The sequence below is a fragment of the Nonomuraea sp. NPDC050663 genome, assembly GCF_044456985.1.
In the GTDB taxonomy this organism is placed as follows: Bacteria; Actinomycetota; Actinomycetes; order Streptosporangiales; family Streptosporangiaceae; genus Nonomuraea.
In genome coordinates this window covers 586,393-608,387 of record NZ_JBITGL010000001.1, presented here as the reverse complement: position 1 = coordinate 608,387, position 21,995 = coordinate 586,393, and the positions used below count along the sequence as shown (strand labels likewise).

At 70.5% G+C, this 21,995-nt stretch carries 27 protein-coding genes; 9 read left to right on the top strand and 18 right to left on the bottom strand.

Annotated features, from left to right (window positions below; genetic code table 11):
• Window positions 1-23 precede the first annotated feature (23 nt).
• Window positions 24-491, top strand: coding sequence for a GNAT family N-acetyltransferase (locus tag ACIBH1_RS03005; RefSeq protein WP_397311865.1), 468 nt, complete (start codon window positions 24-26; stop codon window positions 489-491).
• On the opposite strand, the gene ACIBH1_RS03000 is transcribed toward ACIBH1_RS03005, so the two are convergent.
• Window positions 429-1,502: a YihY/virulence factor BrkB family protein gene (locus ACIBH1_RS03000; RefSeq protein ID WP_397311864.1), complete on the bottom strand. Its 1,074-nt coding sequence runs from the start codon at window positions 1,500-1,502 to the stop codon at window positions 429-431. The genes ACIBH1_RS03005 and ACIBH1_RS03000 overlap by 63 nt on opposite strands.
• 118 nt (window positions 1,503-1,620) lie before the next feature.
• Between ACIBH1_RS03000 and ACIBH1_RS02995 the strand changes: the two genes are divergently transcribed.
• On the top strand, window positions 1,621-2,412 hold the full coding sequence (locus ACIBH1_RS02995; protein WP_397311863.1) for a glycerophosphodiester phosphodiesterase: 792 nt from the start codon (window positions 1,621-1,623) through the stop codon (window positions 2,410-2,412).
• On the opposite strand, the gene ACIBH1_RS02990 is transcribed toward ACIBH1_RS02995, so the two are convergent.
• Window positions 2,399-3,931 (bottom strand): endonuclease/exonuclease/phosphatase family protein, encoded by a 1,533-nt coding sequence (locus ACIBH1_RS02990; RefSeq protein ID WP_397311862.1) that lies wholly within the window; start codon window positions 3,929-3,931, stop codon window positions 2,399-2,401. The genes ACIBH1_RS02995 and ACIBH1_RS02990 overlap by 14 nt on opposite strands.
• A 150-nt stretch (window positions 3,932-4,081) precedes the next feature.
• On the opposite strand from ACIBH1_RS02990, the gene ACIBH1_RS02985 reads away from it, so the two are divergent.
• Entirely contained in the window at window positions 4,082-4,486 is a 405-nt protein-coding gene (locus ACIBH1_RS02985) for a hypothetical protein (protein ID WP_397311861.1), read from the top strand.
• A gap of 11 nt (window positions 4,487-4,497) precedes the next feature.
• Entirely contained in the window at window positions 4,498-4,968 is a 471-nt protein-coding gene (rraA, locus tag ACIBH1_RS02980; RefSeq protein ID WP_397311860.1) for a ribonuclease E activity regulator RraA, read from the top strand.
• Between the two features lie 52 nt (window positions 4,969-5,020).
• On the opposite strand, the gene ACIBH1_RS02975 is transcribed toward rraA, so the two are convergent.
• Entirely contained in the window at window positions 5,021-6,148 is a 1,128-nt protein-coding gene (locus ACIBH1_RS02975) for a mandelate racemase/muconate lactonizing enzyme family protein (protein ID WP_397311859.1), read from the bottom strand.
• A gap of 44 nt (window positions 6,149-6,192) precedes the next feature.
• Here ACIBH1_RS02975 and ACIBH1_RS02970 point away from each other — a divergent pair, with 44 nt between their 5' ends.
• Together ACIBH1_RS02970 and ACIBH1_RS02965 are read left to right on the top strand one after the other, a co-directional pair.
• On the top strand, window positions 6,193-6,543 hold the full coding sequence (locus tag ACIBH1_RS02970; protein ID WP_397311858.1) for an ArsR/SmtB family transcription factor: 351 nt from the start codon (window positions 6,193-6,195) through the stop codon (window positions 6,541-6,543).
• 61 nt (window positions 6,544-6,604) lie between these two features.
• Complete coding sequence (locus tag ACIBH1_RS02965) at window positions 6,605-7,231, top strand: cation diffusion facilitator family transporter (protein WP_397311857.1); 627 nt, start codon at window positions 6,605-6,607, stop codon at window positions 7,229-7,231.
• Between the two features lie 16 nt (window positions 7,232-7,247).
• On the opposite strand, the gene ACIBH1_RS02960 is transcribed toward ACIBH1_RS02965, so the two are convergent.
• Together ACIBH1_RS02960 and ACIBH1_RS02955 are read right to left on the bottom strand one after the other, a co-directional pair.
• On the bottom strand, window positions 7,248-7,709 hold the full coding sequence (locus ACIBH1_RS02960; RefSeq protein ID WP_397311856.1) for a hypothetical protein: 462 nt from the start codon (window positions 7,707-7,709) through the stop codon (window positions 7,248-7,250).
• A 77-nt stretch (window positions 7,710-7,786) separates the two neighbouring features.
• Complete coding sequence (locus ACIBH1_RS02955) at window positions 7,787-8,944, bottom strand: acyl-CoA dehydrogenase family protein (RefSeq protein WP_397311855.1); 1,158 nt, start codon at window positions 8,942-8,944, stop codon at window positions 7,787-7,789.
• A 128-nt stretch (window positions 8,945-9,072) separates the two neighbouring features.
• Between ACIBH1_RS02955 and ACIBH1_RS02950 the strand changes: the two genes are divergently transcribed.
• The gene (locus tag ACIBH1_RS02950; protein ID WP_397311854.1) at window positions 9,073-10,386 is read left to right on the top strand and encodes a UDP-glucose dehydrogenase family protein; all 1,314 of its coding nucleotides are present in this window, start codon (window positions 9,073-9,075) and stop codon (window positions 10,384-10,386) included.
• A 125-nt stretch (window positions 10,387-10,511) separates the two neighbouring features.
• On the opposite strand, the gene ACIBH1_RS02945 is transcribed toward ACIBH1_RS02950, so the two are convergent.
• From ACIBH1_RS02945 to ACIBH1_RS02930, 4 genes are all read right to left on the bottom strand, one after another.
• Window positions 10,512-11,411: a GNAT family N-acetyltransferase gene (locus ACIBH1_RS02945; protein ID WP_397311853.1), complete on the bottom strand. Its 900-nt coding sequence runs from the start codon at window positions 11,409-11,411 to the stop codon at window positions 10,512-10,514.
• 28 nt (window positions 11,412-11,439) lie between these two features.
• Window positions 11,440-11,940, bottom strand: coding sequence for a 5-(carboxyamino)imidazole ribonucleotide mutase (gene purE / locus ACIBH1_RS02940; RefSeq protein WP_181611337.1), 501 nt, complete (start codon window positions 11,938-11,940; stop codon window positions 11,440-11,442).
• A complete protein-coding gene (locus ACIBH1_RS02935; protein WP_397311852.1) occupies window positions 11,937-13,070 on the bottom strand; it encodes a 5-(carboxyamino)imidazole ribonucleotide synthase in 1,134 nt (377 codons plus the stop codon). The genes purE and ACIBH1_RS02935 overlap by 4 nt, the downstream gene beginning before the upstream one ends.
• Window positions 13,071-13,133: 63 nt before the next feature.
• A complete protein-coding gene (locus tag ACIBH1_RS02930) occupies window positions 13,134-13,553 on the bottom strand; it encodes a hypothetical protein (RefSeq protein ID WP_397311851.1) in 420 nt (139 codons plus the stop codon).
• Between the two features lie 77 nt (window positions 13,554-13,630).
• Between ACIBH1_RS02930 and ACIBH1_RS02925 the strand changes: the two genes are divergently transcribed.
• The gene (locus ACIBH1_RS02925; protein ID WP_397311850.1) at window positions 13,631-14,293 is read left to right on the top strand and encodes a helix-turn-helix transcriptional regulator; all 663 of its coding nucleotides are present in this window, start codon (window positions 13,631-13,633) and stop codon (window positions 14,291-14,293) included.
• 46 nt (window positions 14,294-14,339) lie between these two features.
• Here ACIBH1_RS02925 and ACIBH1_RS02920 read toward each other — a convergent pair whose 3' ends face one another.
• Window positions 14,340-15,152 (bottom strand): hypothetical protein, encoded by an 813-nt coding sequence (locus tag ACIBH1_RS02920; protein ID WP_397311849.1) that lies wholly within the window; start codon window positions 15,150-15,152, stop codon window positions 14,340-14,342.
• Between the two features lie 193 nt (window positions 15,153-15,345).
• On the opposite strand from ACIBH1_RS02920, the gene ACIBH1_RS02915 reads away from it, so the two are divergent.
• The gene (locus ACIBH1_RS02915; RefSeq protein ID WP_397311848.1) at window positions 15,346-15,825 is read left to right on the top strand and encodes a GtrA family protein; all 480 of its coding nucleotides are present in this window, start codon (window positions 15,346-15,348) and stop codon (window positions 15,823-15,825) included.
• Here ACIBH1_RS02915 and ACIBH1_RS02910 read toward each other — a convergent pair.
• From ACIBH1_RS02910 to ACIBH1_RS02875, 8 genes are all read right to left on the bottom strand, one after another.
• On the bottom strand, window positions 15,809-17,080 hold the full coding sequence (locus ACIBH1_RS02910) for an ATP-binding protein (RefSeq protein ID WP_397311847.1): 1,272 nt from the start codon (window positions 17,078-17,080) through the stop codon (window positions 15,809-15,811). The genes ACIBH1_RS02915 and ACIBH1_RS02910 overlap by 17 nt on opposite strands.
• A 3-nt stretch (window positions 17,081-17,083) precedes the next feature.
• Window positions 17,084-17,752, bottom strand: coding sequence for a response regulator transcription factor (locus tag ACIBH1_RS02905; protein ID WP_084963617.1), 669 nt, complete (start codon window positions 17,750-17,752; stop codon window positions 17,084-17,086).
• 217 nt (window positions 17,753-17,969) lie between these two features.
• Window positions 17,970-18,452, bottom strand: a complete 483-nt coding sequence (gene bfr, locus ACIBH1_RS02900; RefSeq protein WP_397311846.1) for a bacterioferritin — start codon at window positions 18,450-18,452, stop codon at window positions 17,970-17,972.
• Entirely contained in the window at window positions 18,418-18,642 is a 225-nt protein-coding gene (locus ACIBH1_RS02895; RefSeq protein WP_397312183.1) for a bacterioferritin-associated ferredoxin, read from the bottom strand. Before ACIBH1_RS02895 ends, bfr begins: the two co-directional genes overlap by 35 nt.
• Before the next feature lie 138 nt (window positions 18,643-18,780).
• Window positions 18,781-19,383: an MBL fold metallo-hydrolase gene (locus tag ACIBH1_RS02890; RefSeq protein ID WP_397311845.1), complete on the bottom strand. Its 603-nt coding sequence runs from the start codon at window positions 19,381-19,383 to the stop codon at window positions 18,781-18,783.
• Entirely contained in the window at window positions 19,380-20,465 is a 1,086-nt protein-coding gene (locus ACIBH1_RS02885) for an S-(hydroxymethyl)mycothiol dehydrogenase (RefSeq protein WP_397311844.1), read from the bottom strand. Before ACIBH1_RS02885 ends, ACIBH1_RS02890 begins: the two co-directional genes overlap by 4 nt.
• A 24-nt stretch (window positions 20,466-20,489) precedes the next feature.
• On the bottom strand, window positions 20,490-21,428 hold the full coding sequence (locus ACIBH1_RS02880; protein ID WP_397311843.1) for an adenylate/guanylate cyclase domain-containing protein: 939 nt from the start codon (window positions 21,426-21,428) through the stop codon (window positions 20,490-20,492).
• Window positions 21,421-21,936 carry a PH domain-containing protein gene (locus tag ACIBH1_RS02875; RefSeq protein WP_397311842.1) on the bottom strand — a complete coding sequence of 172 codons (516 nt, stop codon included), beginning with the start codon at window positions 21,934-21,936 and terminating at the stop codon, window positions 21,421-21,423. The genes ACIBH1_RS02880 and ACIBH1_RS02875 overlap by 8 nt, the downstream gene beginning before the upstream one ends.
• Between the last annotated feature and the right edge of the window lie 59 nt (window positions 21,937-21,995).

The following is a 21,995-nucleotide window of genomic DNA, read 5'->3' as shown; positions in this document are numbered from 1 at the left end:
CAGTGAATAGTTACGCTCAATCCATGATCCGTGCGGCGTTACCCGGCGACGTGGACGACATGGCCAAGCTCATGGCGCGGCGGCGCGAGCAGTACGAGCACTATCAGCCGCTGTTCTGGCGGCGAGCGGAAGGGGCCGAGGAGGGGCACGCGGCCTTCCTGACCAAGCTGGTCGAGCAGCCCTCGACGATCAGCCTCGTGGCCGCCTCCGACGGCTTCGCGGGCTTCGTGATCGCGTCCCTGGCGCCCTCTCCCCCGGTCTACGACCCGGGCGGGCCCACCTGCCTCATCGACGACTTCTCGGTCACCGACGACACCTGCTGGCGCACGGTCGGCGTCGCGCTGCTGGAGGCGGCGTGCGACGAGGCGCGGTCCCGGGGCGCCGTCCAGGTCGTGGTGGTGTGCGGGCAGGCCGACGAGGCCAAGCGCTCAGCCCTGCGGCTGGCCGGGCTCACGGTCGCGTCCGAGTGGTGGACGGCCGCGCTGGGCTAGGCGGATGAGCCGCTTGGTCGCCGCGATGGCCGCGGAGCCGACCGCGCCCACGAGCGGCTCGCGCTCCTCGTGGGCGGTGGGGCCCGAGTCGGGCAGGGCGGGGTCGAGGCAGCCCGCCCTGCAGCTCTCCAGCTGCGCGGCGAAGGCCAGGCCCAGGAAGAGGGCGATGGAGCTGAGGAAGGACCACAACAGCAACGCCATGACCGCGGTCAGCGGGCCGTAGGTGCTGCCGAAGGTGCCGCTCCTGGTGGTGTAGAGCGCCAGGCCCAGCGTGAAGATCATCCAGAGCGCGAGCGTCACGAGCGCGCCGAAGGCCAGCCAGGTGTGGCCCGGCTGCCTGCGCCGGGGGGAGGTGCGGAACAGCACCGAGGTCGAGACCAGGGCGAGCAGGAAGCCCACCGGCCAGCGCACCACGTCGAAGGCCGTGCGCAGGCCGGGGCCCCACTGGTAGACGCGGGCCAGCGCGTCGCCGATCGCGCCTCCGCCGACCATGACGACGAACCCGACCACCATCAGGCCGCCCGCGGTCAGCGCGAGCACGATGGCCCTGCCGTACTTGCGGTGGAAGGGACGGTCGCGTTCCATGCCGTAGATCCGGTTGGCGCCCCGCTCGACCTGGGCCATCGTGCTGGTCAGCGAGACCACGGCGGTGACCAGGCCCAGCCAGAGGGCGACCGCGTCCCTGGTCCTGGCGCCGCGGTTGAGGATGTCGAGCACCGCGGCGCCGCCCTCGCCGGGCGCCAGGTTGCTCAGGGCCAGCTGCAGCACCTGGCCCAGGTGTTCCTGGTGGGCGACCGAGCTGAGGCCGACCAGGGCGATGGCACCGGGGATGATCGACAGGCACATCTGGAAGGCCAGGGCACGCGAGTGGCTCATGCCGTCGCCGTAGCGGAAACGCACGAAGGAGTCATGGGCCAGGCGGCGCAGGCCGTACTGGCGCAGGGTCGTCCAGGCGTCGTCGGCCGACAGCTCCATCGTGCGCGTCTGGGGGACTAGGGTCGCGGATCCCACGCGGACAAACTACCGCTTTGCGGCTTTCGCCGGTTTCTGCGGTAACGCTCATCTCATGGTCGGCTGAAGTTACTCGCTTGTCCCACTCGAAGTCAGCGATCTTGGTCATATATCCCGCATGCGTTATCCGCTGTGCGCTCTCCTCGTCACGACGATCCTGCTCACCGCCTCACCCGCCACCGCCGCCTCCGTCACGGTCGTCGCCCACCGCGGCTCCTCGGCCCACGCCCCCGAGAACACCCTGGCCGCCGTCAGGCTCGCCCTGCGGCACGGCGCCGACCTGGTCGAGTTCGACGTGCAGCAGACCAGGGACCGCAAGCTGGTGCTCATGCACGACACCACCCTGGCCCGCACCACCGATGCCGAGCGGGTCTTCCCCGGCCACTCGCCGTGGCGGGTGCGCGACCTGACCCTGGCCGAGATCCGCCGCCTCGACGCCGGATCCTGGTACGGCGGGCGGTACCGGGGCGAGCGCGTGCCGACTCTGCGTGCCGCGCTCGGCGAGCTGCGCGACAGCGGGGCCGGAGCCCTCGTGGAGATCAAGGTGCCGGCCCTCTACCAGGGCATCGAGCGGCGCGTCGCGGCGGAACTGGGCTCGTCAGGGGTGCGGGCCCTGGTGCAGTCGTTCGACTGGGCGTCGATGCGGCGCTTCCACCGCTGGGCCCCCGACGTGCCCGTGGGCCTGCTCGGCACCCCGGCCGTGTCGCGCCTGGACGAGCTGGCGCGTTTCGCCACCCACATCAACCCGCCCTACCGCGACGTGACCGCGTCGTACGTGCGGCGCGTCCACCGCCACGGGATGAAGATCTTCCCGTGGACGGTGGACTCACCGGCCGTCGTCCGCCGGCTCGTCGCGGCCGGGGTGGACGGGATCATCACCAACTCGCCCGGCGTGCTCACCCGGCCCTGAACACCGTCAGCACGGCCGCGTGGTCGGAGGTCCACTCGTTGTCGCGGTGGCCGGGCACCGGCGCCGGCGTTCCGGTCACGACGGTCCGCGAGCTCACCACCTCCAGATCGCCCTTGAAGTGGATGAAGTCGATCCGGTCCTGCGGCTCCGGCTCCCCCTTGTGACCGTCGTGGCCGTATCCCCCGGTGAAGACCGGGTAGATGGGCGACCACGTGACACCCGGCTCGGCGACGGGGTCGGGATGGGCCACGCGGAAGGAGTCGCGCAGGCCCGCCTGCTCGGGCAGGACCGAGGTCGGCCACGGCACGTGGGCGTAGCCGCAACGGGCGGTCTCTCGTGTCCAGTCGAGGTGCGAAGGGGCGTTGAAGTCGCCCGTCAGCAGCACCGGCGTCCCGCCGCCCGCCGCCTCCAGGTCGCCGGCCATCGCGCGGACGACGCCCTCGACCTGCGCGGTCCTGCCGGACCTGGCCTCCTGGGCGAGCAGCTGCTCGACGGTCATCTTGCCGAAGCACGCGTCGTACGGGCCGTAGGGCGTGTAGCCGAGGTGTGCGCTCCACAACGACAGCTGCCTGCCGCCGAGGTCGACCCGGGTGCCAACGACCGGCAGGCCGTTCGGCGCGGTGCGCGCGGTGATCGGGTAGCGGCTGATCACGCCGACGCTTCCCGAGCTCTGGTGGTAGTCCCAGCCCAGCGCCTCGCCCAGAGCCTTGGCGGCGGTGCCCGAGGTCTCCTGCAGGCCCACCACGTCGATGTCGTGGTCGAGCAGGAACTTCAGCTGCTTGTCCCTGCCGTGGTTCACCTGGCTGCCGCCGTGCCACAGGTTCCAGCTCAGCGCCTTCAGCTCGGGCACGAGCGGGCCGCCCGGCGGGCGCACGTCGATCGTCAGCTCCGCCGTACGGCTCTGGCCCGCGCCGTTGGACGCCGTCACGCCGATCCGCACCGTCTTGGCCGAGGCACTGGCGGGCGGGGTGCCCGTCACCCGGCCGTCGGCGGCGACGTTCACCCAGGCGGGCCCGGCGATCTTGGCGAAGCTCAGCCCTTCAGTGTCGCCCCTGGCCAGGCCCGCGATCGTGGCCGCGTAGGCGCTCTTGGCCCGCGCGTTGCGCAGGGGGATGCGCTCGGTGACCAGGCGCAGCGGTTCGTTGCTCACGATGCGCAGCCTCGCAGGCCGGGCGAGCCATTCATAGCCGTCCTGGGCCAGGGCGTAGGCGACGTAGTCGCCCGGCTCCAGGCCCGCGGTGTCCAGGCTCGCGGTGCCTGCGGCGTTCGGGATGTAGACCCACGTGAGCGACGGGCCCACGTACTTCTGGTCCACCGGGCCGTTGCCCGGGTCGGCGTACAGGCCGATCCAGTTCGTCTGGTGCGGCCTGGGGGTGGTGTAGGTGAAGGTGGCCCGCTCGCCCGCCTTCACCGTGGTCGAGACGGGGGTGAGGGTGCCGTCGGGAGCCGCCTGCGCGGCCGGGGCCGCTGTGATGAGAGCCAGTACGGCTGCCGCCGCCAGCACGACAATCTTGCGCATGAGGACAGCCTGGCCGCGCGGCGTGAACCCCACGTGTACGGAGCACTGACTTGTCTGGACAAGTCAGCCGTTGTGGTGGTGCTGGCTCCACCACCAGACCGGCACCCCGCCCCATCGCCACGCCCCCGACCTGGTTCCTATCGTCAAGGCATGCGAACCGCCCCCGTCCTGATCGCCGGCGCCCTCGTCGCCGGCGGAGCGCTCCTCGTCGTCAACGGCCTGCCCGACCGCGAGCCGCCCGTCCCCCAGTCGGACGTCAAGACCGCCACCTACGAGCTGCCGGGCGACACCTTCTCGATCTCCGCCAGCGGGCCCGTCCGCTTCACCCTCGCCACGGGCACGACAGAGCGCGTCCAGGTCACCAGCAAGCGCACCTGGGCCGGGCCGCTGGAGCACCGCGAATCCTGGGACGACGGCGCCCTGGAGATCGGCTACTCGTGCGACGAGGGATGTCTCGCGGACTACACCATCGCCGTCCCGGCGGGCACCCACGTGACCTTCCACGGCTCCGCGACCCGGCCGGCCACCTGTCCCGCCGGGATCACCTGCGGCTAGCGTGAGCTTCCATGAGCATCTCGACTGCTGACCTGTTCGACGAGCGCGGCGACGAGCTCGACTCCTGCGACCTGCAGCTACGGCAGTACGGCGGGCACGCGGCGTTCGCCGGGCCGATCGTGACCGTTCGCTGCCACCAGGACAACGCCCTGCTCAAGGCCATCCTCGGCGCGCCCGGAGAGGGCAGGGTGCTGGTGGTCGACGGCGGCGGGTCGGTGCACACCGCGCTCATGGGCGACCTCATCGCCGGGTCGGCCGTGGCCAACGGGTGGGCGGGAGTCGTGATCAACGGTGCGGTGCGCGACGTGGTGGCGCTGCGGGAGCTGGAGCTCGGGGTGAAGGCCCTGGGGTCCAACCCCCGCAAGAGCGGCAAGGAGGGCACCGGGGAGCGTGACGTGCCGGTGTCGTTCGGCGGGATCACCTTCCACCCCGGCGCGACCCTCTACAGCGACGACGACGGGATCCTCGTCACCCGAGGCTGACGCCCCTCACGCCTGACCGTACTCCACCCTCGCCGCCCAGGGCTGGAGCCCCTCACGCCTGGCCGTACTCCACCCTCGCCACCGTCCACCTGCGGCACTGCTCGCTCAGCGTGAACCCGAGCCCGGGACGGTCGGGGACGACCATGCGACCGCCGCGCGTCTCCAGCCGCTCCTCGAACAGCGGGTCGAGCCACTCGAAGTGCTCCACCCACGGCTCCCGCGGGTAGGCGGCGGCCAGATGCAGGTGGATCTCCATCGCGAAGTGCGGCGCCAGGTCGAGCCCCGCGTGGTCGGCCAGCGTCGCCAGCCGCAGGAACGACGTGATGCCGCCGACTCGGGGCGCGTCCGGCTGGATGACGTCGGCCGCCCTGGCCTCGATGAGCCGCACGTGCTCGGCGACGCTCGACAACATCTCGCCGGTCGCGATCGGGGTGTCGAGCGCCTCGGCCAGCCGGGCGTGCCCCTCGGCGTCGTAGGCGTCGAGCGGCTCCTCGATCCACACCAGCCCGAGCTCCTCCACCGCCCGGCCGAACCGCAGCGCGGTGGCGCGGTCCCACTGCTGGTTGGCGTCGACCATCAACGGCACGTCGTCGCCGATGTGCTCCCTGACCGCCGCCAGCCGCCGCAGATCGGCCCTGGTGTCGGGCTGACCGACCTTGATCTTGATCCCGCCGATCCCCGCCTCGAGCGAGGCGCTCGCCTTCTCCTTGACCTCCTCGATCGGCGCGTGGAGGAACCCGCCCGAGGTGTTGTACGTGCGCACGTCGTCGCGGTAGGAACCGAGCAGCTTGGCCAGCGGCAGCCCCGCCCGCCTGGCCTTCAGGTCCCACAGGGCGACGTCGATCGCCGCCAGCGCCTGCGTGGCCACCCCCGACCGCCCCACCGAGGCGCCGGCCCACAGCAGCTTGTCGTAGACCCGGCCGATGTCGGACGGATCCTCCCCCAGCAGCCCCTCCGCGACCTCCTTCGCGTGGGCGTACTGCGCCGGACCGCCCGCCCGCTTCGAATAGCCGAACCCGGTGCCGCGATGCCCGTCGTGCGTCGCGATCTCGGCGAAGAGGAAGGCGATCTCGGTCATCGGCTTCTGGCGTCCGGTGAGGACCTTCGCGTCACTGACGGGGTTGTTCAAGGGGAGGGTCACCGAGGAGAGAGCGACGTGGCGAATGCGGTCGGCAGGCATGAGGGGTCTGTCCTTCCATTCTCTTTCACAGCTATCATCGCCATATGGCGATCAATGATGCGGGCAGATGCGTCTCAGCCGACATCGCGGCCGGAGTCTCACCCGCCGCGGCCCTGTTCCACTCGCTGTCCGACGAGACCCGGCTGCGCATCGTGCGACGCCTGGCGCGCGGAGAGGCCCGCGTCGTCGATCTCACCACAGAGCTCGGCCTGGCCCAGTCGACGGTCTCCAAACACCTGGCCTGCCTGCGCGACTGCGGCCTGGTCGACTACCGGGCCCAGGGGCGGCAGTCGTTCTACGCCCTGACCAGGCCCGAGCTGATGGACCTGCTCGCCTCGGCCGAGCACCTGCTGTCGGCCACCGGCCACGCGGTCACGCTGCGACCGGTGCCCTGATGGCCGCCCTCCCCCGATGCGGCCCGCCGGCGCACCGCAACCCCCTAAGCGAGGCCCGCCGATGAACACCCTCCCCCTGGCCCCCTCGCCCGCCCGCCGTGCCGTACTCCGGCGGCGCGTCCGCCTGCTCGTCGCCGCCACGATCACCTACAACGTGATCGAAGCGGCCGTGGCCCTCGCCGCCGGGACGGCGGCCTCCTCGGCGGCGCTCATCGGCTTCGGCCTCGACTCCATCGTCGAGGTCGCCTCGGCGGCGGCCGTCGCCTGGCAGTTCTCCGCCGCCGACCACGAGCGGCGCGAGCGGACGGCGCTGCGGATCATCGCGATCTCCTTCTTCGCCCTGGCCGCCTACGTCTCCTTCGACGCGCTGCGCGCGCTGCTGGGCGGCGGCGAGGCCGAACACTCCACGGCGGGGCTCGTCCTGGCCGCGCTCAGCCTCGTGATCATGCCGCTGCTGTCACGCGCCCAGCGCCGCACGGGGCGCGAACTCGGCTCGGCCTCGGCCGTGGCGGACTCCCGGCAGACGTTGTTGTGCACGTACCTGTCCGGGGTGCTGCTGGTGGGGCTGGCGCTCAACAGCGCGTTCGGGTGGTGGTGGGCCGATCCGGTGGCGGCCCTCGTGATCGCCGGGGTCGCGGTCAAGGAGGGACGGGAAGCCTGGCGCGGGGACACGTGCTGCGCCTGCTGACCGCCCCGAGCCCTCGTCAGGCGGGGCGCAGCAGGTATCTCGTGTGCGGCGCATCGAGCCATGCCGCGTCGATTTCCCGCCCGGTCATGGAGCACGTCGGACTCACCGCACCGTCGGCGGCGTAGTCCACCGCGTGACCGCCGTTGGCGTGCCACCCGATCCCGACCGCCCTGCCGCCCCCGCCCGAAAGAGCCGCCATGGCGGCCGGAGACGTGATGTCCGATCCTTGGACCTGAAGGGCGAGCGCCCACGTGCCGCTCCGGCCGATCAGCACGATGCCCACGTCGTCGCCCGGAGGGTCCTCGTGGAATCCACGGCTGATCCCGCGCAGTGTGCACGTGGTGGCCGTGGCCGGATCCGCGCCGAGCCGTACGGCCATGTCAGCGGTGTCCACGTTCTCGGCCCATACGGCGCAGAAGCCGAGGTCAGCTCCGGGCCAGTACGTCAGCAGCAGGTCGTGGAGCCTGGTGGGGGTCAACGCATCGCCTTTCCGGGAACGAGAAGGAGACCGCCCTCCGGCATTCCGGAGAGCGGCCCCGATCATGTCATCCGGCACTACTTGAGCAACTGACGAGCCATCACCACTCGCTGGATCTGGTTCGTCCCCTCGTAGATCTGCGTGATCTTCGCATCGCGCATCATCCGCTCCACCGGGAACTCCCGCGTGTACCCGTATCCGCCGAGCAACTGCACCGCGTCCGTGGTGATCTCCATGGCCGCGTCCGAGGCCGCGCACTTGGCCGCGCTCGACAGGAACGTGAGGTCCTTCTGGGGCTGCCCGTGCATGGCGAGTTCGGACTTGGCCGCCGCGTGGTAGGTCAGCTGCCTGGCCGCCTCGAGCTTCATCGCCATGTCCGCGAGCATGAACTGCAGCCCCTGGAAGTCGCCGATCGGCTTGCCGAACTGCTTGCGCTCCTTGACGTACCCGAGCGCGTAGTCGAGCGCTCCCTGGGCGATGCCGAGGGCCTGGGCGGCGATGGTGATGCGGGTGTGGTCGAGCGTGGCCAGGGCGGTCTTGAAGCCGGTGCCAGGCTCGCCGATCATGCGGGACGCGGGGATGCGGACGTTCTCCAGGATCACCTGGCGCGTCGGCGAGCCCTTGATGCCGAGCTTCTTCTCCTTGGGCCCGAAGGAGACGCCCTCGTCGGACTTCTCGACGACGAAGGCGGAGATGCCCCTGGCGCCCTCGCCGGGCGCGGTGACGGCCATGACGGTGTAGTAGTCGGACACGCCGGCGTTGGTGATCCACATCTTGGTGCCGTTGAGCACGTAGTGGTCGCCGTCGAGCTCGGCGCGGGTCTTCATGGCCGCGGCGTCGGAGCCCGCGTCGGCCTCGGACAGCGCGTAGGAGAACATCGCCTCGCCGCGCGCCACCGGGGGCAGGTAGCGCTGCTTGAGCTCCTCGGAGGCGGAGAGCATCAAGGGGACGGTGCCGAGCTTGTTCACGGCGGGAATGAGGGAGGAGGCCGCGCAGGCGCGGGCCACCTCCTCGATGACGATCACCGTGGCCAGCGCGTCGGCACCCGCGCCGCCGTACTCCTCAGGCACGTGGACGGCGTGCAGGTCCGCCGCCACCAGAGACTTGTAGACGTCGGAGGGGAACTCCTCGGTCTCGTCGGTCTCCGCGGCGCGGGGGGCGATCTTCTCGTCGGCGACGGCCCTGGCGGTCTCGCGCAACATCTCGTGCTCTTCGGTGGGCGCGTAGTAAGACATGGCACAAATACTAGGACGTCCTACCATCTTGTTACTAGCGGGTACGGTTTGTGTCCTCACAGTGGAGGCACAGAGCTAGGTAGTGGTGGGGGACCGGTAGCATGCGTGCCGATGAAGGGAGCCTCCACGTGCCAATTCGCCTGACGGTGATCGGAACCGGATACCTAGGGATCACCCACGCGGCGTGCATGGCGGATCTCGGTTTCGAGGTCCTCGGCCTCGACATCGACGCCGACAAGATCCGCCGCCTCCAGAACGGCGAGTTGCCGATCCACGAGGAGGGCCTCGAAGCGCTGCTGCGCCGCGGGCTGGAGTCCGGGCGGTTGCGCTTCACGACGTCCTACGAGGAGGTCGCCGCCTTCGGCGACGTGCACTTCATGTGCCTCGGGACCCCGCAGAAGAAGGGCGAATACGCCGCCGACGTCTCGCAGCTCGACGAGGCCGTCGAGGCGCTGGCGCCGCATCTCGACCGCGAGTGCCTCGTGGTGGGCAAGTCGACCGTGCCCGTGGGGACGGCAGAGCGGCTGGCGGCCAAGATCCAGCGGCTCGCCCCGGCGGGCGCGGGTGCCGAGCTGGCGTGGAACCCCGAGTTCCTGCGCGAGGGCTTCGCCGTCCAGGACACCCTGGAGCCGGACCGGATCGTGATCGGCGTGCGGTCGCAGCAGGCGGAGCAGATCCTGCGCGAGGTCTACCGGCCGCTCGGCGAGGTGCCGATGGTCGTGACCGACTTCGCCACCGCCGAGCTGGTCAAGTCCGCCGCCAACGCCTTCCTGGCCACCAAGATCTCCTTCATCAACGCCATGGCCGAGGTATGCGAGGCGGCGCACGCCGACGTGCAGCAGCTGGCCACGGCGCTGTCCTACGACGACAGGATCGGCGGGCGGTTCCTCAACGCCGGGCTCGGATTCGGCGGCGGGTGCCTGCCCAAGGACATCAGGGCCTTCATGGCGCGCGCTGGCGAGCTGGGCGCCGACCAGGCGCTGACGTTCCTGCGCGAGGTCGACGCGATCAACATGCGGCGGCGGGCGCGGATGGTCGACCTGGCCCGCGAGCTGGCCGGCGGGTCGTTCCACGGGTGCACGGTGGGCGTGCTGGGCGCGGCGTTCAAGCCGAACTCCGACGACATCCGCGACTCCCCGGCGCTCGACGTGGCGGCGACGATCGGGCAGCAGGGCGGGCTCGTGTCCGTCTACGACCCGATCGCTCTCGACAACGCGCGCAAGGCGCATCCCGAGCTGAGCTACGCGACGTCCGCGGTCGAGGCGGCGCGCGGGGCGAACGTGGTGTTGCTGCTGACCGAGTGGAACGAGTTCGTCCAGCTCGACCCGGAGGAGCTCGGAGCGGTGGTGGCGACGCGGAAGATCGTCGACGGGCGCAACGCCCTCGACCCGGCCCCCTGGCGCGCCGCCGGCTGGCACTACCGCGCGCTGGGCCGTCCGTAGTTCCTTCCGTACGGCAAGCCGACTCACCCCCACCCGCCGCACGTGGCCGGGCTCCGTCCAGGGAGACGGCCGGCCGGTGTGCGGGGCGGGCCGCCGACACGCGACCGGTCAGCGGGTCCGGAGCCTCACCCGGCGGCCAGGTGTCTGCCCCACGTCGTCAGCAGGGGCCGGTACCCCTGCCGCGCCCAGAACGGGCCGGACATCGGGTTGGCCACCTGGTAGTGCAGCAGCGTCGCGGCCACACCCGACGCGTCGAGGTGCGCGCCCACCCGGGCGGCCATCGCGTCGGCCACCCCGACGCCGCGCAGCGCCGGGTCGAGGAAGGCCAGGCCCAGGTAGGCGACGGGCGACGCGGTGGTGAGCGAGGCGATCCAGCCCGCGGCGGAGGGCGGCTCGACGGTCATCATCCCGGCGACGTGCCCGTCGCGCTCGGCCACCCAGCACCACGACTCGGGGGCGTTCAGCAGCTCGCCCAGGTGCCCGCGCAGCCCCCTGGCCGTGGAGGGCCGCAGCCGCAACCATCCGAACTGGGCCTCGTAGGCGACGAGCTGTTCGTACAGGACGCTCATGCGTTCCAGGTCGGACGGCACCGCCCGGCGCACGTCGTAGCCGTCGGCGAGGGGGGTGGGCCGTCCCGGCGTGCGCCCCGCCGTACGGACGGCGACGACCGACGTCGGCGCGAATCCGCGCCTGGCCAGGGCCAGGACGGTGGAGGTGTCGCGGGAGGGCCAGGTGACCGACAGCGCGTGGTCGTCGCCTCTCGCGCCGATCCCGGCCTGCCATTTGTCGAGCAGGTCGCCGAAGGCCGCAGCTGTGGCGACCCTGGGCTGGAGCGTGTACTTGACGAGAGGTCCCCAGGTCGCGTTCAGCGACCCGGGGTCGGTACGGCTGACCGCGCCCACGCCCACGGCGCCCTTCACCTCGACCAGCTGCTCGCCCTGGCCGAGGGCGGGCAGCTGGTCGGTGACGGCGACGAGCGGATCGGCCCTGCGCACGCGCTCGGCGTGCTGCTTGTCTGCGTCCACGCGCTGAGCGTAGTGAAGGCGGGCCCGATCAGCCGAGGGTCAGCTTGGCGGCCTCTTCGCGAAGTTTGTCGCCCTTGGCATACGCCTGGCGGCGCAGGTCGTCCTGGAACTCGACGACGCGCTCGCGCAGCGCCTCGTCGGTGGCGGCCAGGATTCGTACGGCCAGCAGGCCCGCGTTCCTGGCGCCGCCGATCGCCATCGTCGCCACCGGCACGCCGGCGGGCATCTGGACGATCGACATCAGGGAGTCCATGCCGTCGAGGTACTTCAGCGGGACGGGGACGCCGATGACCGGCAGCGGCGTCACGCTGGCGAGCATGCCGGGCAGGTGCGCGGCCCCACCGGCGCCCGCGATGATCACCTTGACGCCCCGGGAGGCGGCCTGCCTGCCGTACTCGATCATCTCGGCGGGCATGCGGTGCGCCGAGACCACGTCGGCCTCGAACGGCAGGCCGAACTCGGCCACCGCCTCGGCGGCGAGCTTCATGACGGGCCAGTCGGAGTCGCTGCCCATGACGATGCCGATCATGTGTACTCCCCAGAGGTCAGGTAGACGGCCGCGTGCCTGGCCTTGGCGCGGACGGTGTCGAGGTCGTCGCCGAGGGCGGTGACGTGGCCGATCTTCCGTCCCGGCCGTACGTCCTTGCCGTAGAAGTGCACCTTGACGCCCGGGTCGTGGGCCATCACGTGCTCGTAGCGTTTGAAGATGTCGGGCTCGTCGCCGCCCAGCAGGTTGACCATCACGACCCACTTGGCGGTCAGCGTGGGCGAGCCGAGCGGCAGGTCGAGCACGGCCCTCAGGTGCTGCTCGAACTGGGAGGTGCGGGCGCCCTCGATGGTCCAGTGGCCGGAGTTGTGCGGCCTCATGGCCAGCTCGTTGACGACCAGGCCGTTCTCGGTCTCGAACATCTCGACGGCCAGCAGCCCGGTCACGCCCAGCTCGTTGGCGATCTTCAGCGCGATGCGCTGCGCCTGCGCGGAGTCCTCGGGGTCGATCGCCGGGGCGGGCGCGATGACCTCGACGCAGATGCCGTCTTCCTGGACGGTCTCCACCACCGGGTAGCTCACGCCCTGGCCGTGGGGCGAGCGGGCGACGAGCACCGCGAGCTCGCGCTGGAACGGCACGAACGCCTCGGCCATCAGCTCGACGCCGGTGGCGACGGTCTCGCGTGCCTCCTTGGCCGAGCGCACGACCCAGACCCCGCGGCCGTCGTATCCGCCGCGCACCGCCTTGAGCACCACCGGCCAGCCGTGCTCCCGCGCGAAGCTCTCGACGTCGTCGGCGGTCGTGACGCGGCTCCAGGCCGGGCAGGGCGCGCCGATCGCGGTCAGGCGCTCGCGCATCACCGCCTTGTCCTGGGCGTGCACCAGGGCGTCGGCGCCCGGGTGCACGTTGACGCCCTCGGCCACCAGCGCCCTGATGTGGTCGGTGGGGACGTGCTCGTGGTCGAAGGTGATCGCGTCGCAGCCCTTGGCGAACTCCTGGAGGTCGGCCAGCGCCTTGTAGTCGCCGATCCGGGTGTCGACGATCACCTTGGCGGCGCCCTCGTCGTGGGAGTTGGCCAGCACGCGCAGCTCGACGCCGAGTGCGATCGCCGGTGGTTGGGTCATCCTGGCCAGCTGGCCTGCGCCGACGATGCCGACTACTGGGGTGCTCACGTGTCCTGAGCTTACCAAGGGCGCCGGCGTCGATCGGGCCGCCGGCGCCCTGCCCCCGGCAGGCTAGGCGGTGTGCCCGCGACGGTGGAAGGCCGTGGCGAGCCGGGACAGTGCCAACGCTCCGGCCAGCAGCCCGACGTCGCGCAGCGCCACGTCGTAGAAGCCGGGGATGGTTAGCAGGTTGACGATGATGCCGGTCAGCCAGGCGGCGACGATGAGCCCGCCGTACCTGGGCACCACGGCGACCAGGATTCCGGCGACGATCTCGATGACGCCGACGCCGTACATGGCCGTCTGCGCGCTGCCGGGCACGATCCCGTCGATCCACGGCGCCAGGTAGCGCGGCCAGTCGGTGGCCAGGTTGAGGAACTTGTCGAGGCCGAAGAGCACGGGCGCCGCGGTGAAGGCCACCCGAAGGATCATGAAGGCCTGGTATCCGGGGTCGGCCATGAGGGTCCGGCCGGAGGATTGCGTCGTAGCCATCGTTCCTCCTTCTATAGATGGCCGGTGTTAACGTTAGAACGTAAAATAGATTTCTTCAATAGGAGTGGTTTTTAGAGATGCAGGCCTCTGACATCGCGGCCCTCGCCGCTCTCGACGAGCCCACCCGCCGGGAGCTGTACGACTTCGTCGTGCGGCAGCACGGTCCGGTCAGCCGCGACGAGGCGGCCGAGGCGCTCGGCCTCCCGCGCAGCACCGTGGTCTTCCACCTGGACCGGCTGGCCGCCCAGGGGCTGCTGGAGGTCGTCCACGAGCGGCGCTCAGGGCGTAGCGGCCCGGGAGCCGGGCGCCCCTCCAAGCTGTACCGCCGCTCGTCCCGGTCGATCGCCGTGTCGCTGCCAGGACGGGAGTACGAGCTGGCCGGGCAGTTGCTGGCCGCCGCCGTCCAGGAGGCCGACGACACCGGCGTCTCGCCGCGCGTCGTGCTCGAACGGCTCGCGGGCGAACTCGGGCGCGACCTGGGGCGCGCGGCACGCTCCGACCACGCCACCGCCGTGGAGGTGCTGGAACGCCACGGCTTCGAGCCCCGCGCCGACGGGAGCACGATCATCCTGGGCAACTGCCCGTTCCACGCTCTGGCCCAGCAGCACACCGCGCTGGTGTGCGGCATGAACCTGTGCCTGCTCAGCGGCCTGCTCGACGGGATCGGCGACACCGGCCTGACCGCCAGGCTGCAGCCCGAGGCCGGACACTGCTGCGTCCGGCTGGAGGCGGAGGCGTAGCCCGAGGCCGGACACTGCTGCGTCCGGCTGGAGGCGGAGGCGTAGCTCAGCCCACGGAGGTCTGGCGGATGGCGACGGTCGACAGCTTGTTGCCGGGGGTGATCCTGGTGGCCAGGACGGCGTGGTCCGACGCGTCGATCTCCAAGGCGTGGAAGACGAGCATCGCGCCGTCGGCCAGGGCCAGGGCCCGGGTGGGTCCGGGGACGAGCTTCACGTCGGCCTGCTTCTCGGTGGTCGCGGAGAACAGGTCCCTGACCGGGTCGCCCGAGGGGAAGCGCACGCCGCTGACGCCCGCGGGGTCGGTGAGGTAGGTGACGTGCCGCTGGGGGACCAGGCGCGCCTTGACCGCGGTCTGCGGGGCGGGGGTGACGTCGGAGGCGAGCGACGGCGCCTCGTCGACGAGCGGGATCGGCCCCGCGGCCAGGCGCCAGCTCCCGTCCTCGCGGACGAAGACGAAGTAGGCGGGTGACGGCTTGGTGGCCAGGGCGGCGAACCAGTCGTCCTCGGCGGGCAGGAAGAACTCGGGCGCGGAGTACTCCCCCAGATCGGGCGCCTTGGAGTCCGACGAGGGCGGGCGTCCGGGCGGGGATGCCGGGCGGTCGTTCCGGGTCGCCTCGCAGGCACGACCGCCCAGCACGTTCTCCGCCCAGGTGGTGAAGTGTTCGACCGCGGCGCAGTCGAGCGTGCGCCAGGCCTCGTCGAGCTGCCCGAGCAGGCCGAAGGCGGCTTCGGCGGCGACGGTGTCGGCCCTTCCCGGCGAGGGCGAGGCCACCGCCGGGGTCCCCTGGGCCGCGGGCGCGCTTCCACACGCCGTGACCAGGCAGAGGCCGAGCAGCAGGGCGAACGGTCGTCGCGGCACGAGGGGCTCCCGGAGCTCGATCGGCCACGCCAGCGTAACGGGGTGTCTACGACATTTCCGTTCATAGAACGATATTTGGGGGAGCGCACTTTGTGCGAAGGTGATGAAGCCTCCCCCGACCCCGAGCTCACACGGGCGCCGGTAGTCTGGGAAGGTCGTGTCGGGTTGCCCAGGAAAGGATCGTGCAGGAGACGTGCAGCTTCTCAGACGCGCCTACCAGCGGATCCGCGGCATGGTCCTCGAACTGGCCAAGTTCGGCACGATCGGGCTGATCGCCTTCGTGATCAACTACGGAGTTCGCAACCTCCTGTGGTTGTGGTGGGGCACGGAAGGCACCGTGACCGCGGCGGTCATCGCCACCGTGGTGGCCACCACCTTCGCCTACTTCGGCAACCGCCACTGGACCTACCGCAACCGCGAGCAGAACGGCCTGGGCCGCGAATACCTGCTCTTCTTCATGCTCAACGGCATCGGCCTGCTGATCGAAGTCCTCTGCCTGGGCTTCAGCAAGTACACGCTCGGCTACAACAGCCTGCTGGCCAACAACATCGCCTCCCTGGTGGGCACCGGCTTCGGCACGCTGTTCCGCTTCTGGTCCTACCGGCGCTGGGTCTTCCTCGAGGCCACAGAGCCGATCCCCACCGAGCTGCCCGGCGTCAAGCAGGACCGGTAACCACCCGGTTGCGCTCGTTGGCCGGGCGCAGGAACAACGCGAACACCGCCGGCTTGCGCCGTATCAACTCCAGGCGCCCGCCGTCGGCGGCGGCCAGCGCTCGTGCCAGGGTGAGCCCGAGCCCGGTTCCGCCTCCCCCGCTCACGTTGCGCTCGAAGACCTTCGGGGCCAGCTCGTCGGGGATGCCCGAGCCCTGGTCGGCGACCTCGATCACGACGTAGTTGTCGCTGAGGTTGGTGGTGACCGTGACCACTCCCCCGCCGTGGCGCAGGGAGTTCTCCAGCAGCGTCGCCACGACCTGGCCGAAGCCGCCCTCGGTGGCCAGGGCCCGCAGGCCGCGCGAACCTTCGAGCAGCAGCCCGCGCCCGGCCCGCCGGAAGGCGGGTTCCCACTCGGTGATCTGCTGGATGAGGATCTCGTCGACCGACATCGGCTCGGCCTGGGCATGACGCTGGCGCCGGGCGGCGGCCAGGAGCTCGTCGATGACCGCGGTGAGCCGTTCGGCCTGCACGATGGCGGCCTCGCCCTCCTCCCGCACGATGACGGGCTGGTCGGAGGCTGCCACGATCTCCTCCAGCCGCATGGTGAGCCCCGTGAGCGGGGTGCGCAGCTGGTGGGAGGCGTCGGTGGCGAACTCGCGTTCGCGGGTGAGCAGGTCGGAGATCCGCGAGGCGCTGCGGTCGAGAACCTCGGCCACCCGGTCGAGTTCGGCGATGCCGTAGCGGTGTTTGCTGGGCCGGGCGTCACCCGAACCCAGCCGCTCGGCGATCTTGGCCAGGTCCTGCAGGGGCAGGGTGAGCCGCCGCGACTGCACGATGGCCAGCCCCACCGCCACGGCCAGGGCCGCGGCGGCCAGCGCCACGATGAGCAGGAGGCGGGCACGAACGTCCGCCTCGACCTCACCCCGGTCTCTGGTCACGCGGACGTAGATGCCGTCGTCGGACTTGGCGTCCTCCCACATGGCCTGATCGGACGACACCTCGGTGCCGATGATCAGAGCTTTGGGGGGATTGCCGGTGGTGTAGATCTGGATGTAGCGGTCCGGGTAGTTCTGCTCGATCTGCTCTGGGTCGATCGGGGCATCCTGGATCTGCGCGTAGCCGACCTCCTGCACCAGGCGGTTGGCCTCTCCTTGCAGCTCCGCGGCGGCCTCGTCCACGATCAGGCGGCTGACGACGATGCCGAGCGGCACTCCGAGCAGCAATACCGCGATGACCGCGACGACCAGCGTGGAGGAGAGCAGGCGACGCCGCATCGCCTACTCGCGCTCGAACCGGAAGCCGACTCCCCGAACGGTGGTGATGTAACGGGGCTTGGCGGCGTCGTCGCCCAGCTTGCGGCGCAACCACGAGATGTGCATGTCGAGCGTCTTGGTGGAGCCCCACCAGTTGGTGTCCCACACCTCGCGCATGATCTGCTCGCGCGTGACCACCTTGCCCGCGTCGCGTACCAGGACGCGCAGCAGGTCGAACTCCTTGGTGGTCAGGTGCAGTTCCTTGTCGCCCATCCAGGCGCGGCGCGAGTCGGCGTCGATGCGCACACCCTGGACCACGGGGGTCTCGGAGGTGCCGCGCCGCAGCAGCGCCCGGACGCGGGCGAGCAGCTCGGCCAGGCGGAAGGGCTTGGTGACGTAGTCGTCGGCGCCGGCGTCGAGGCCGACCACGGTGTCGACCTCATCGACGCGGGCGGTGAGGATGAGCACCGGGGTGCCGTGTCCCTCGGCGCGAATGCGGCGGGCGACCTCCAGGCCATCCATCTCGGGCAGGCCCAGGTCGAGCACGATGAGGTCGATCCCACCAGAAAGAGCCCGCTCCAGGGCCTGGGGGCCGTCGGGAGTCACCTCGACCTGGTAGCCCTCGCGGCGCAGGGCGCGAGCGAGCGGCTCCGAGATCGAGGCGTCATCCTCGGCGAGAAGTACGCTGGTCATGAAGCGATCGTAGGACCTTAAGCGATCGTTTCCCGGCTGCAGCGCACGGTTTGACTTGTCGTTGACCTATCCATTGACCTGGGCAAACGCAGATAAATGTCGGTTAGTCGGGGTTAAATAACCGCGAACTCCTAGCCCTTAAGGAAAACCGGCCGTGGCACAAATGCGACACGCCCGCCGGTTGTTCTCTCGGCGGGCGTGTCGCGCAATAGCAAGATCAGTCAGCCGAGGGAGGCTCGGCGTAACGTGCCAGGTAGAGCTGCTCACCGAGGCTCTGGATGAGCGACAGTTCGGTCTCGAGGTAGTCGATGTGGTGCTCTTCGTCCTCGAGGATGTCCTCGAACAGGCGCGCCGAGGTGATGTCGCCCTTCTCGCGCATCAACTGGATGCCCGGCTTGAGCCGTGCCACCACGTTCAGCTCGACCTCGAGGTCGGCCTTCAACTGCTCCTCGACGGTCTGCCCGATGTGCAGCGTGCCCAGCCGCTGGTAATTGGGCAGCCCTTCCAGGAACAGAATGCGGTCGGTGAGACGCTCGGCGTGACGCATCTCGTCGATCGACTCTTCACGCGTGTACTTCGCGAGCTTGGTGTAGCCCCAGTTCTCCTGCATCTTGGCATGCAGGAAGTACTGGTTGATCGCGGTCAGTTCCGCGGTGAGCTGTTCGTTAAGCAGCTCGATAATCTGCTTGTCGCCCTGCATCAACGGGCTCCTTGTGCTGTGCGATCGGAACAACGTCTTCAGACCGCTTCAGCATCGCACAGATCTTCCTGACGCAAGAGGCACAGTCGCCACCGGCGCCGGTGGTGTCGCGGATCTGCTTGGCGGACTTCGCACCTGCGGCGATGCAGTTGTGGACCTCACCTTCGGTCACTGCACGACAGACACACACGTACGCCACGGGGGAAGCCCTCTCGATCCATAGGTAAGGCTCTCCTAAGGTACCTCACATTGGTAAGGCTTGCCTATGTGATGGACGACACAGGCATGAACCTCCCAGGAGAGGACATTCCCCCGTGGCGTAACGTGTTCAGTCAGACACGTTGGGTACCTCGGCCCCGATCGTGGTCGAATCCCCGTGCCCGGTGTGCACCACCGTCGAGGCCGGCAGGGTCAGCAACCTGGTCCGGATCGACTCCACGATGGTCTCCCGCGAGGAGTACGACCGGCCCGTGGCGCCAGGACCGCCCTGGAAGAGCGTGTCGCCGGTGAAGACCGCGCCGAGCTCCGGCGCGTACAGGCAGACCGCGCCCGGCGAGTGGCCCGGGGTGTGCAGCACCGTCAGCGCGACGCCGCCGGCCTTCAGCGTCTCGCCGTCGCCGAGGTCTTCGTACGGCACCGCCGTGCCGTACTCCATCTCCCACAGCACCTGGTCGGCGGGGTGCAGCCGGATCGGGGCGCCGGTCAGGCGGGCCAGCTCGGCGGCGGCGTTGATGTGGTCGTTGTGCGCGTGCGTGCACACGATCGCCCGCACTGCGCGCCCGCCCACTCGCTCGGCGATGGCGTCGGCCGAGTGGGCGGCGTCGATGACGATCACCTCGCGCCCGTCGCCGACGAGCCAGACGTTGTTGTCGACCTCCCAGGTGCCGCCGTCGAGCGAGAAGGTCCCCGAAGTGATGACGCGGTCGATCAAAGCAGCACCACCGAGCGCAGCACCTCGCCGCGGTGCATCTTGGCGAACGCCTCCTCGACCGAGTCGAGCGCGATCGTCTCGGAGACGAACTTGTCGAGCGGCAGGCGGTTCTGCAGGAACAGGTCGATGAGCATCGGGAAGTCACGCGAGGGCAGGCAGTCGCCGTACCACGACGACTTCAGCGAGCCGCCGCGGCCGAAGACGTCGAGCAGCGGCAGGTCCAGCGTCATCTCCGGCGTCGGGACGCCGACCAGGACCACGGTCCCCGCCAGGTCGCGGGCGTAGAAGGCCTGCTTGTAGGTCTCGACCCTGCCGACCGCCTCGATGACGACGTCGGCGCCGAAGCCGCCGGTGAGCTCGCGGATCGCCTCGACCGGGTCGGCCGAGCGGGAGTTGACCGTGTGGGTGGCGCCGAAGCCGCGCGCCCACTCCAGCTTCCTGTCGTCCACGTCGACCGCGATGATCTTCGAGGCGCCCGCCAGCGACGAGCCGAGGATCGCCGCGTCGCCGACGCCCCCGCAGCCGATGACCGCGACGGTGTCGCCGCGGGTCACCGCCCCGGTGTTGACGGCCGCGCCGATGCCCGCCATCACGCCGCACCCGAGCAGGCCGGCGACCTCGGCGGGAGCCTCGACCTGCACGCGGGTGCACTGCCCCGCGTGGACGAGGGTCTTCTCGGCGAAGGCGCCGATCCCGAGGGCCGGGCTGAGCTCCGTGCCGTCGATCAGGGTCATCTTCTGCGCGGCGTTGTGCGTGGCGAAGCAGTACCAGGGCCGACCGCGCAGGCAGGCACGGCACTGGCCGCACACGGCCCGCCAGTTGAGGATCACGTAGTCGCCGGGCTCCAGCCCGGTGACGCCGGGACCGACCGCCTCGACCACGCCGGCCGCCTCATGGCCGAGCAGGAACGGGAAGTCGTCGTTGATACCGCCTTCGCGGTAGTGCAGGTCCGTGTGGCACACGCCGCACGCCTTGATGTTCACGACCGCTTCGCCTGGCCCGGGATCGGGGACCAGGACGGTCTCGACGGATACTGCCTCACCCTTGCCACGCGCGATGACGCCTTGGACTTCGTACGGCATGCCAGCCATCGTGGATCACGTGGGTCATCGCCGCAAGACGAATGGCTGGACGAATCCCAGCCCGCGCAGCGACCGGCGTCTGAGCCTGACCAGCCGAAAGCCCGTGAGAGCCTCGGCGAGGCCGGAGTCGAGCAGGATGGTGCCCGGCCGCGCCAGCGCGGTCAGGCGCGAGGCGAGGTTGACCGTGGTGCCGAAGACGTCGCCCAGCATCGGCAGGACGGGACCGTAGGCCAGGCCGATCCGCATGTCGTCGCCGACGAGCTCCATCGCGACGCGCGCCGCCTGCTCGGGGTCGGCGGCGGTGAACAGCACCTCGTCGCCGAGGGTCTTGACCAGCCGGGCGCCGTGGGCGGCGATCACGTCGGCCGCCCGCGACTCGAAGCCCTCGACGAGCTCGGCCAGCTCGTCCTCGCCCAGCTCGCGGGATCGACGGGTGAAGGAGACCAGGTCGGCGAAGCCGACCACGAGCGTGGCGCGGGTGGGCACGGTCTCGTCGGTCAGGTCCGCCATCGTCAGCAGCCGGGTCCCGGCGGCGGCCAGCTGGGCCCGCCACACGTGCACGAGCACCTGCTCGAAGTCGGGCAGCAGTTTCTCCGCCGCCATCAGGACCCGTTCGAGGTCGGCGTCGGAGGGGTCGGCGGGGAGCAGGGCGCCGATCATGATCTCCGCCTGCCACTGGGCCAGCCTGGCGGTGGTCTGGCCCAGGGCACGGGCCATGCGGATGGCGGTCGCCTCGTCGAGCAGTCCGGTGTCGAGCATGGTCCGCACCCTGCGCAGGGTCGCCACGTCGGCCTCGGTGAAGACGACCTCGTCGTCGGTCGGGCTGGCGAAGCCGAGGGCACGCCACAGGCGCTCTGCCAGCGCCGAGGAGACCCCGGCCGCCTCCGCGACCTGCAGCCGCGTGTAGCCGGCGGCGGGGCCGACGAACAGCCGCTCGATCTCCTCGGCCGTCGGCCTAGTCATGCTGGGAGATATCACCGTCTGAGGCGTCTTCAACCAATCGGAACAGCTCGGCGCGCACATCCTGGATCTCGGGGATGTCCTTGAGCAGCATCTGGCCCTTCTCCCCCGCCGACTCCACGGTCAGGGTGCCGCAGCCGAGGATGCGCTCGAAGAAGCTCTGGTCGGAGCTGACCGTGTTCACCTTCGTCATCGGGATCTCGTCCGTCGACTTATTGAGCACGCCGGTGCTGATCGTGAAGCGGTGCGTGGTGAGCACGTAGCCGGTGTTCTTCCACTGCAGGTACGGCACGAACGACCAGACCGTCAGGAGGATGAGCGCGACCACGCCGACGGCGAGGCGCGCGTAGGTGGAGTACTCCCAGTCGCCCGGGATGAAGTACAGACCGGCGCCCGCCGCGAGCGCGATGAGGATCAGCGCGAGGAACGGCCCCACGAGCCGTTTCCAGTGCGGGTGGAACGCACGGATGCGCCGCTCGCCCTGGGTCAAGTGATGGTCGGGGAGTGTCATGGGTGAAATGTACTGCTCAGCGCAGGAGCCGCGGGGGACGTCGGCCACGGGAAACGCCG

Bases quoted from the DNA above. Each gene is read 5' to 3' on its own strand.
- ACIBH1_RS02995 (WP_397311863.1), top strand. From the start codon at position 1,621: ATGCGTTATCCGCTGTGCGCTCTCCTCGTCACGACGATCCTGCTCACC.
- ACIBH1_RS02910 (WP_397311847.1), bottom strand. From the start codon at position 17,080: ATGCGGCGTCGCCTGCTCTCCTCCACGCTGGTCGTCGCGGTCATCGCG.
- rraA (WP_397311860.1), top strand. From the start codon at position 4,498: ATGAGCATCTCGACTGCTGACCTGTTCGACGAGCGCGGCGACGAGCTC.
- ACIBH1_RS02885 (WP_397311844.1), bottom strand. From the start codon at position 20,465: ATGCCGTACGAAGTCCAAGGCGTCATCGCGCGTGGCAAGGGTGAGGCA.
- ACIBH1_RS02880 (WP_397311843.1), bottom strand. From the start codon at position 21,428: ATGACTAGGCCGACGGCCGAGGAGATCGAGCGGCTGTTCGTCGGCCCC.
- bfr (WP_397311846.1), bottom strand. From the start codon at position 18,452: ATGCAGGGCGACAAGCAGATTATCGAGCTGCTTAACGAACAGCTCACC.
- ACIBH1_RS02955 (WP_397311855.1), bottom strand. From the start codon at position 8,944: ATGTCTTACTACGCGCCCACCGAAGAGCACGAGATGTTGCGCGAGACC.
- ACIBH1_RS02930 (WP_397311851.1), bottom strand. From the start codon at position 13,553: ATGGCTACGACGCAATCCTCCGGCCGGACCCTCATGGCCGACCCCGGA.
- ACIBH1_RS02965 (WP_397311857.1), top strand. From the start codon at position 6,605: ATGAACACCCTCCCCCTGGCCCCCTCGCCCGCCCGCCGTGCCGTACTC.
- ACIBH1_RS02970 (WP_397311858.1), top strand. From the start codon at position 6,193: ATGGCGATCAATGATGCGGGCAGATGCGTCTCAGCCGACATCGCGGCC.
- ACIBH1_RS02925 (WP_397311850.1), top strand. From the start codon at position 13,631: ATGCAGGCCTCTGACATCGCGGCCCTCGCCGCTCTCGACGAGCCCACC.
- ACIBH1_RS02875 (WP_397311842.1), bottom strand. From the start codon at position 21,936: ATGACACTCCCCGACCATCACTTGACCCAGGGCGAGCGGCGCATCCGT.
- ACIBH1_RS02905 (WP_084963617.1), bottom strand. From the start codon at position 17,752: ATGACCAGCGTACTTCTCGCCGAGGATGACGCCTCGATCTCGGAGCCG.
- ACIBH1_RS02985 (WP_397311861.1), top strand. From the start codon at position 4,082: ATGCGAACCGCCCCCGTCCTGATCGCCGGCGCCCTCGTCGCCGGCGGA.
- ACIBH1_RS02975 (WP_397311859.1), bottom strand. From the start codon at position 6,148: ATGCCTGCCGACCGCATTCGCCACGTCGCTCTCTCCTCGGTGACCCTC.
- purE (WP_181611337.1), bottom strand. From the start codon at position 11,940: ATGATCGGCATCGTCATGGGCAGCGACTCCGACTGGCCCGTCATGAAG.
- ACIBH1_RS03005 (WP_397311865.1), top strand. From the start codon at position 24: ATGATCCGTGCGGCGTTACCCGGCGACGTGGACGACATGGCCAAGCTC.
- ACIBH1_RS02990 (WP_397311862.1), bottom strand. From the start codon at position 3,931: ATGCGCAAGATTGTCGTGCTGGCGGCGGCAGCCGTACTGGCTCTCATC.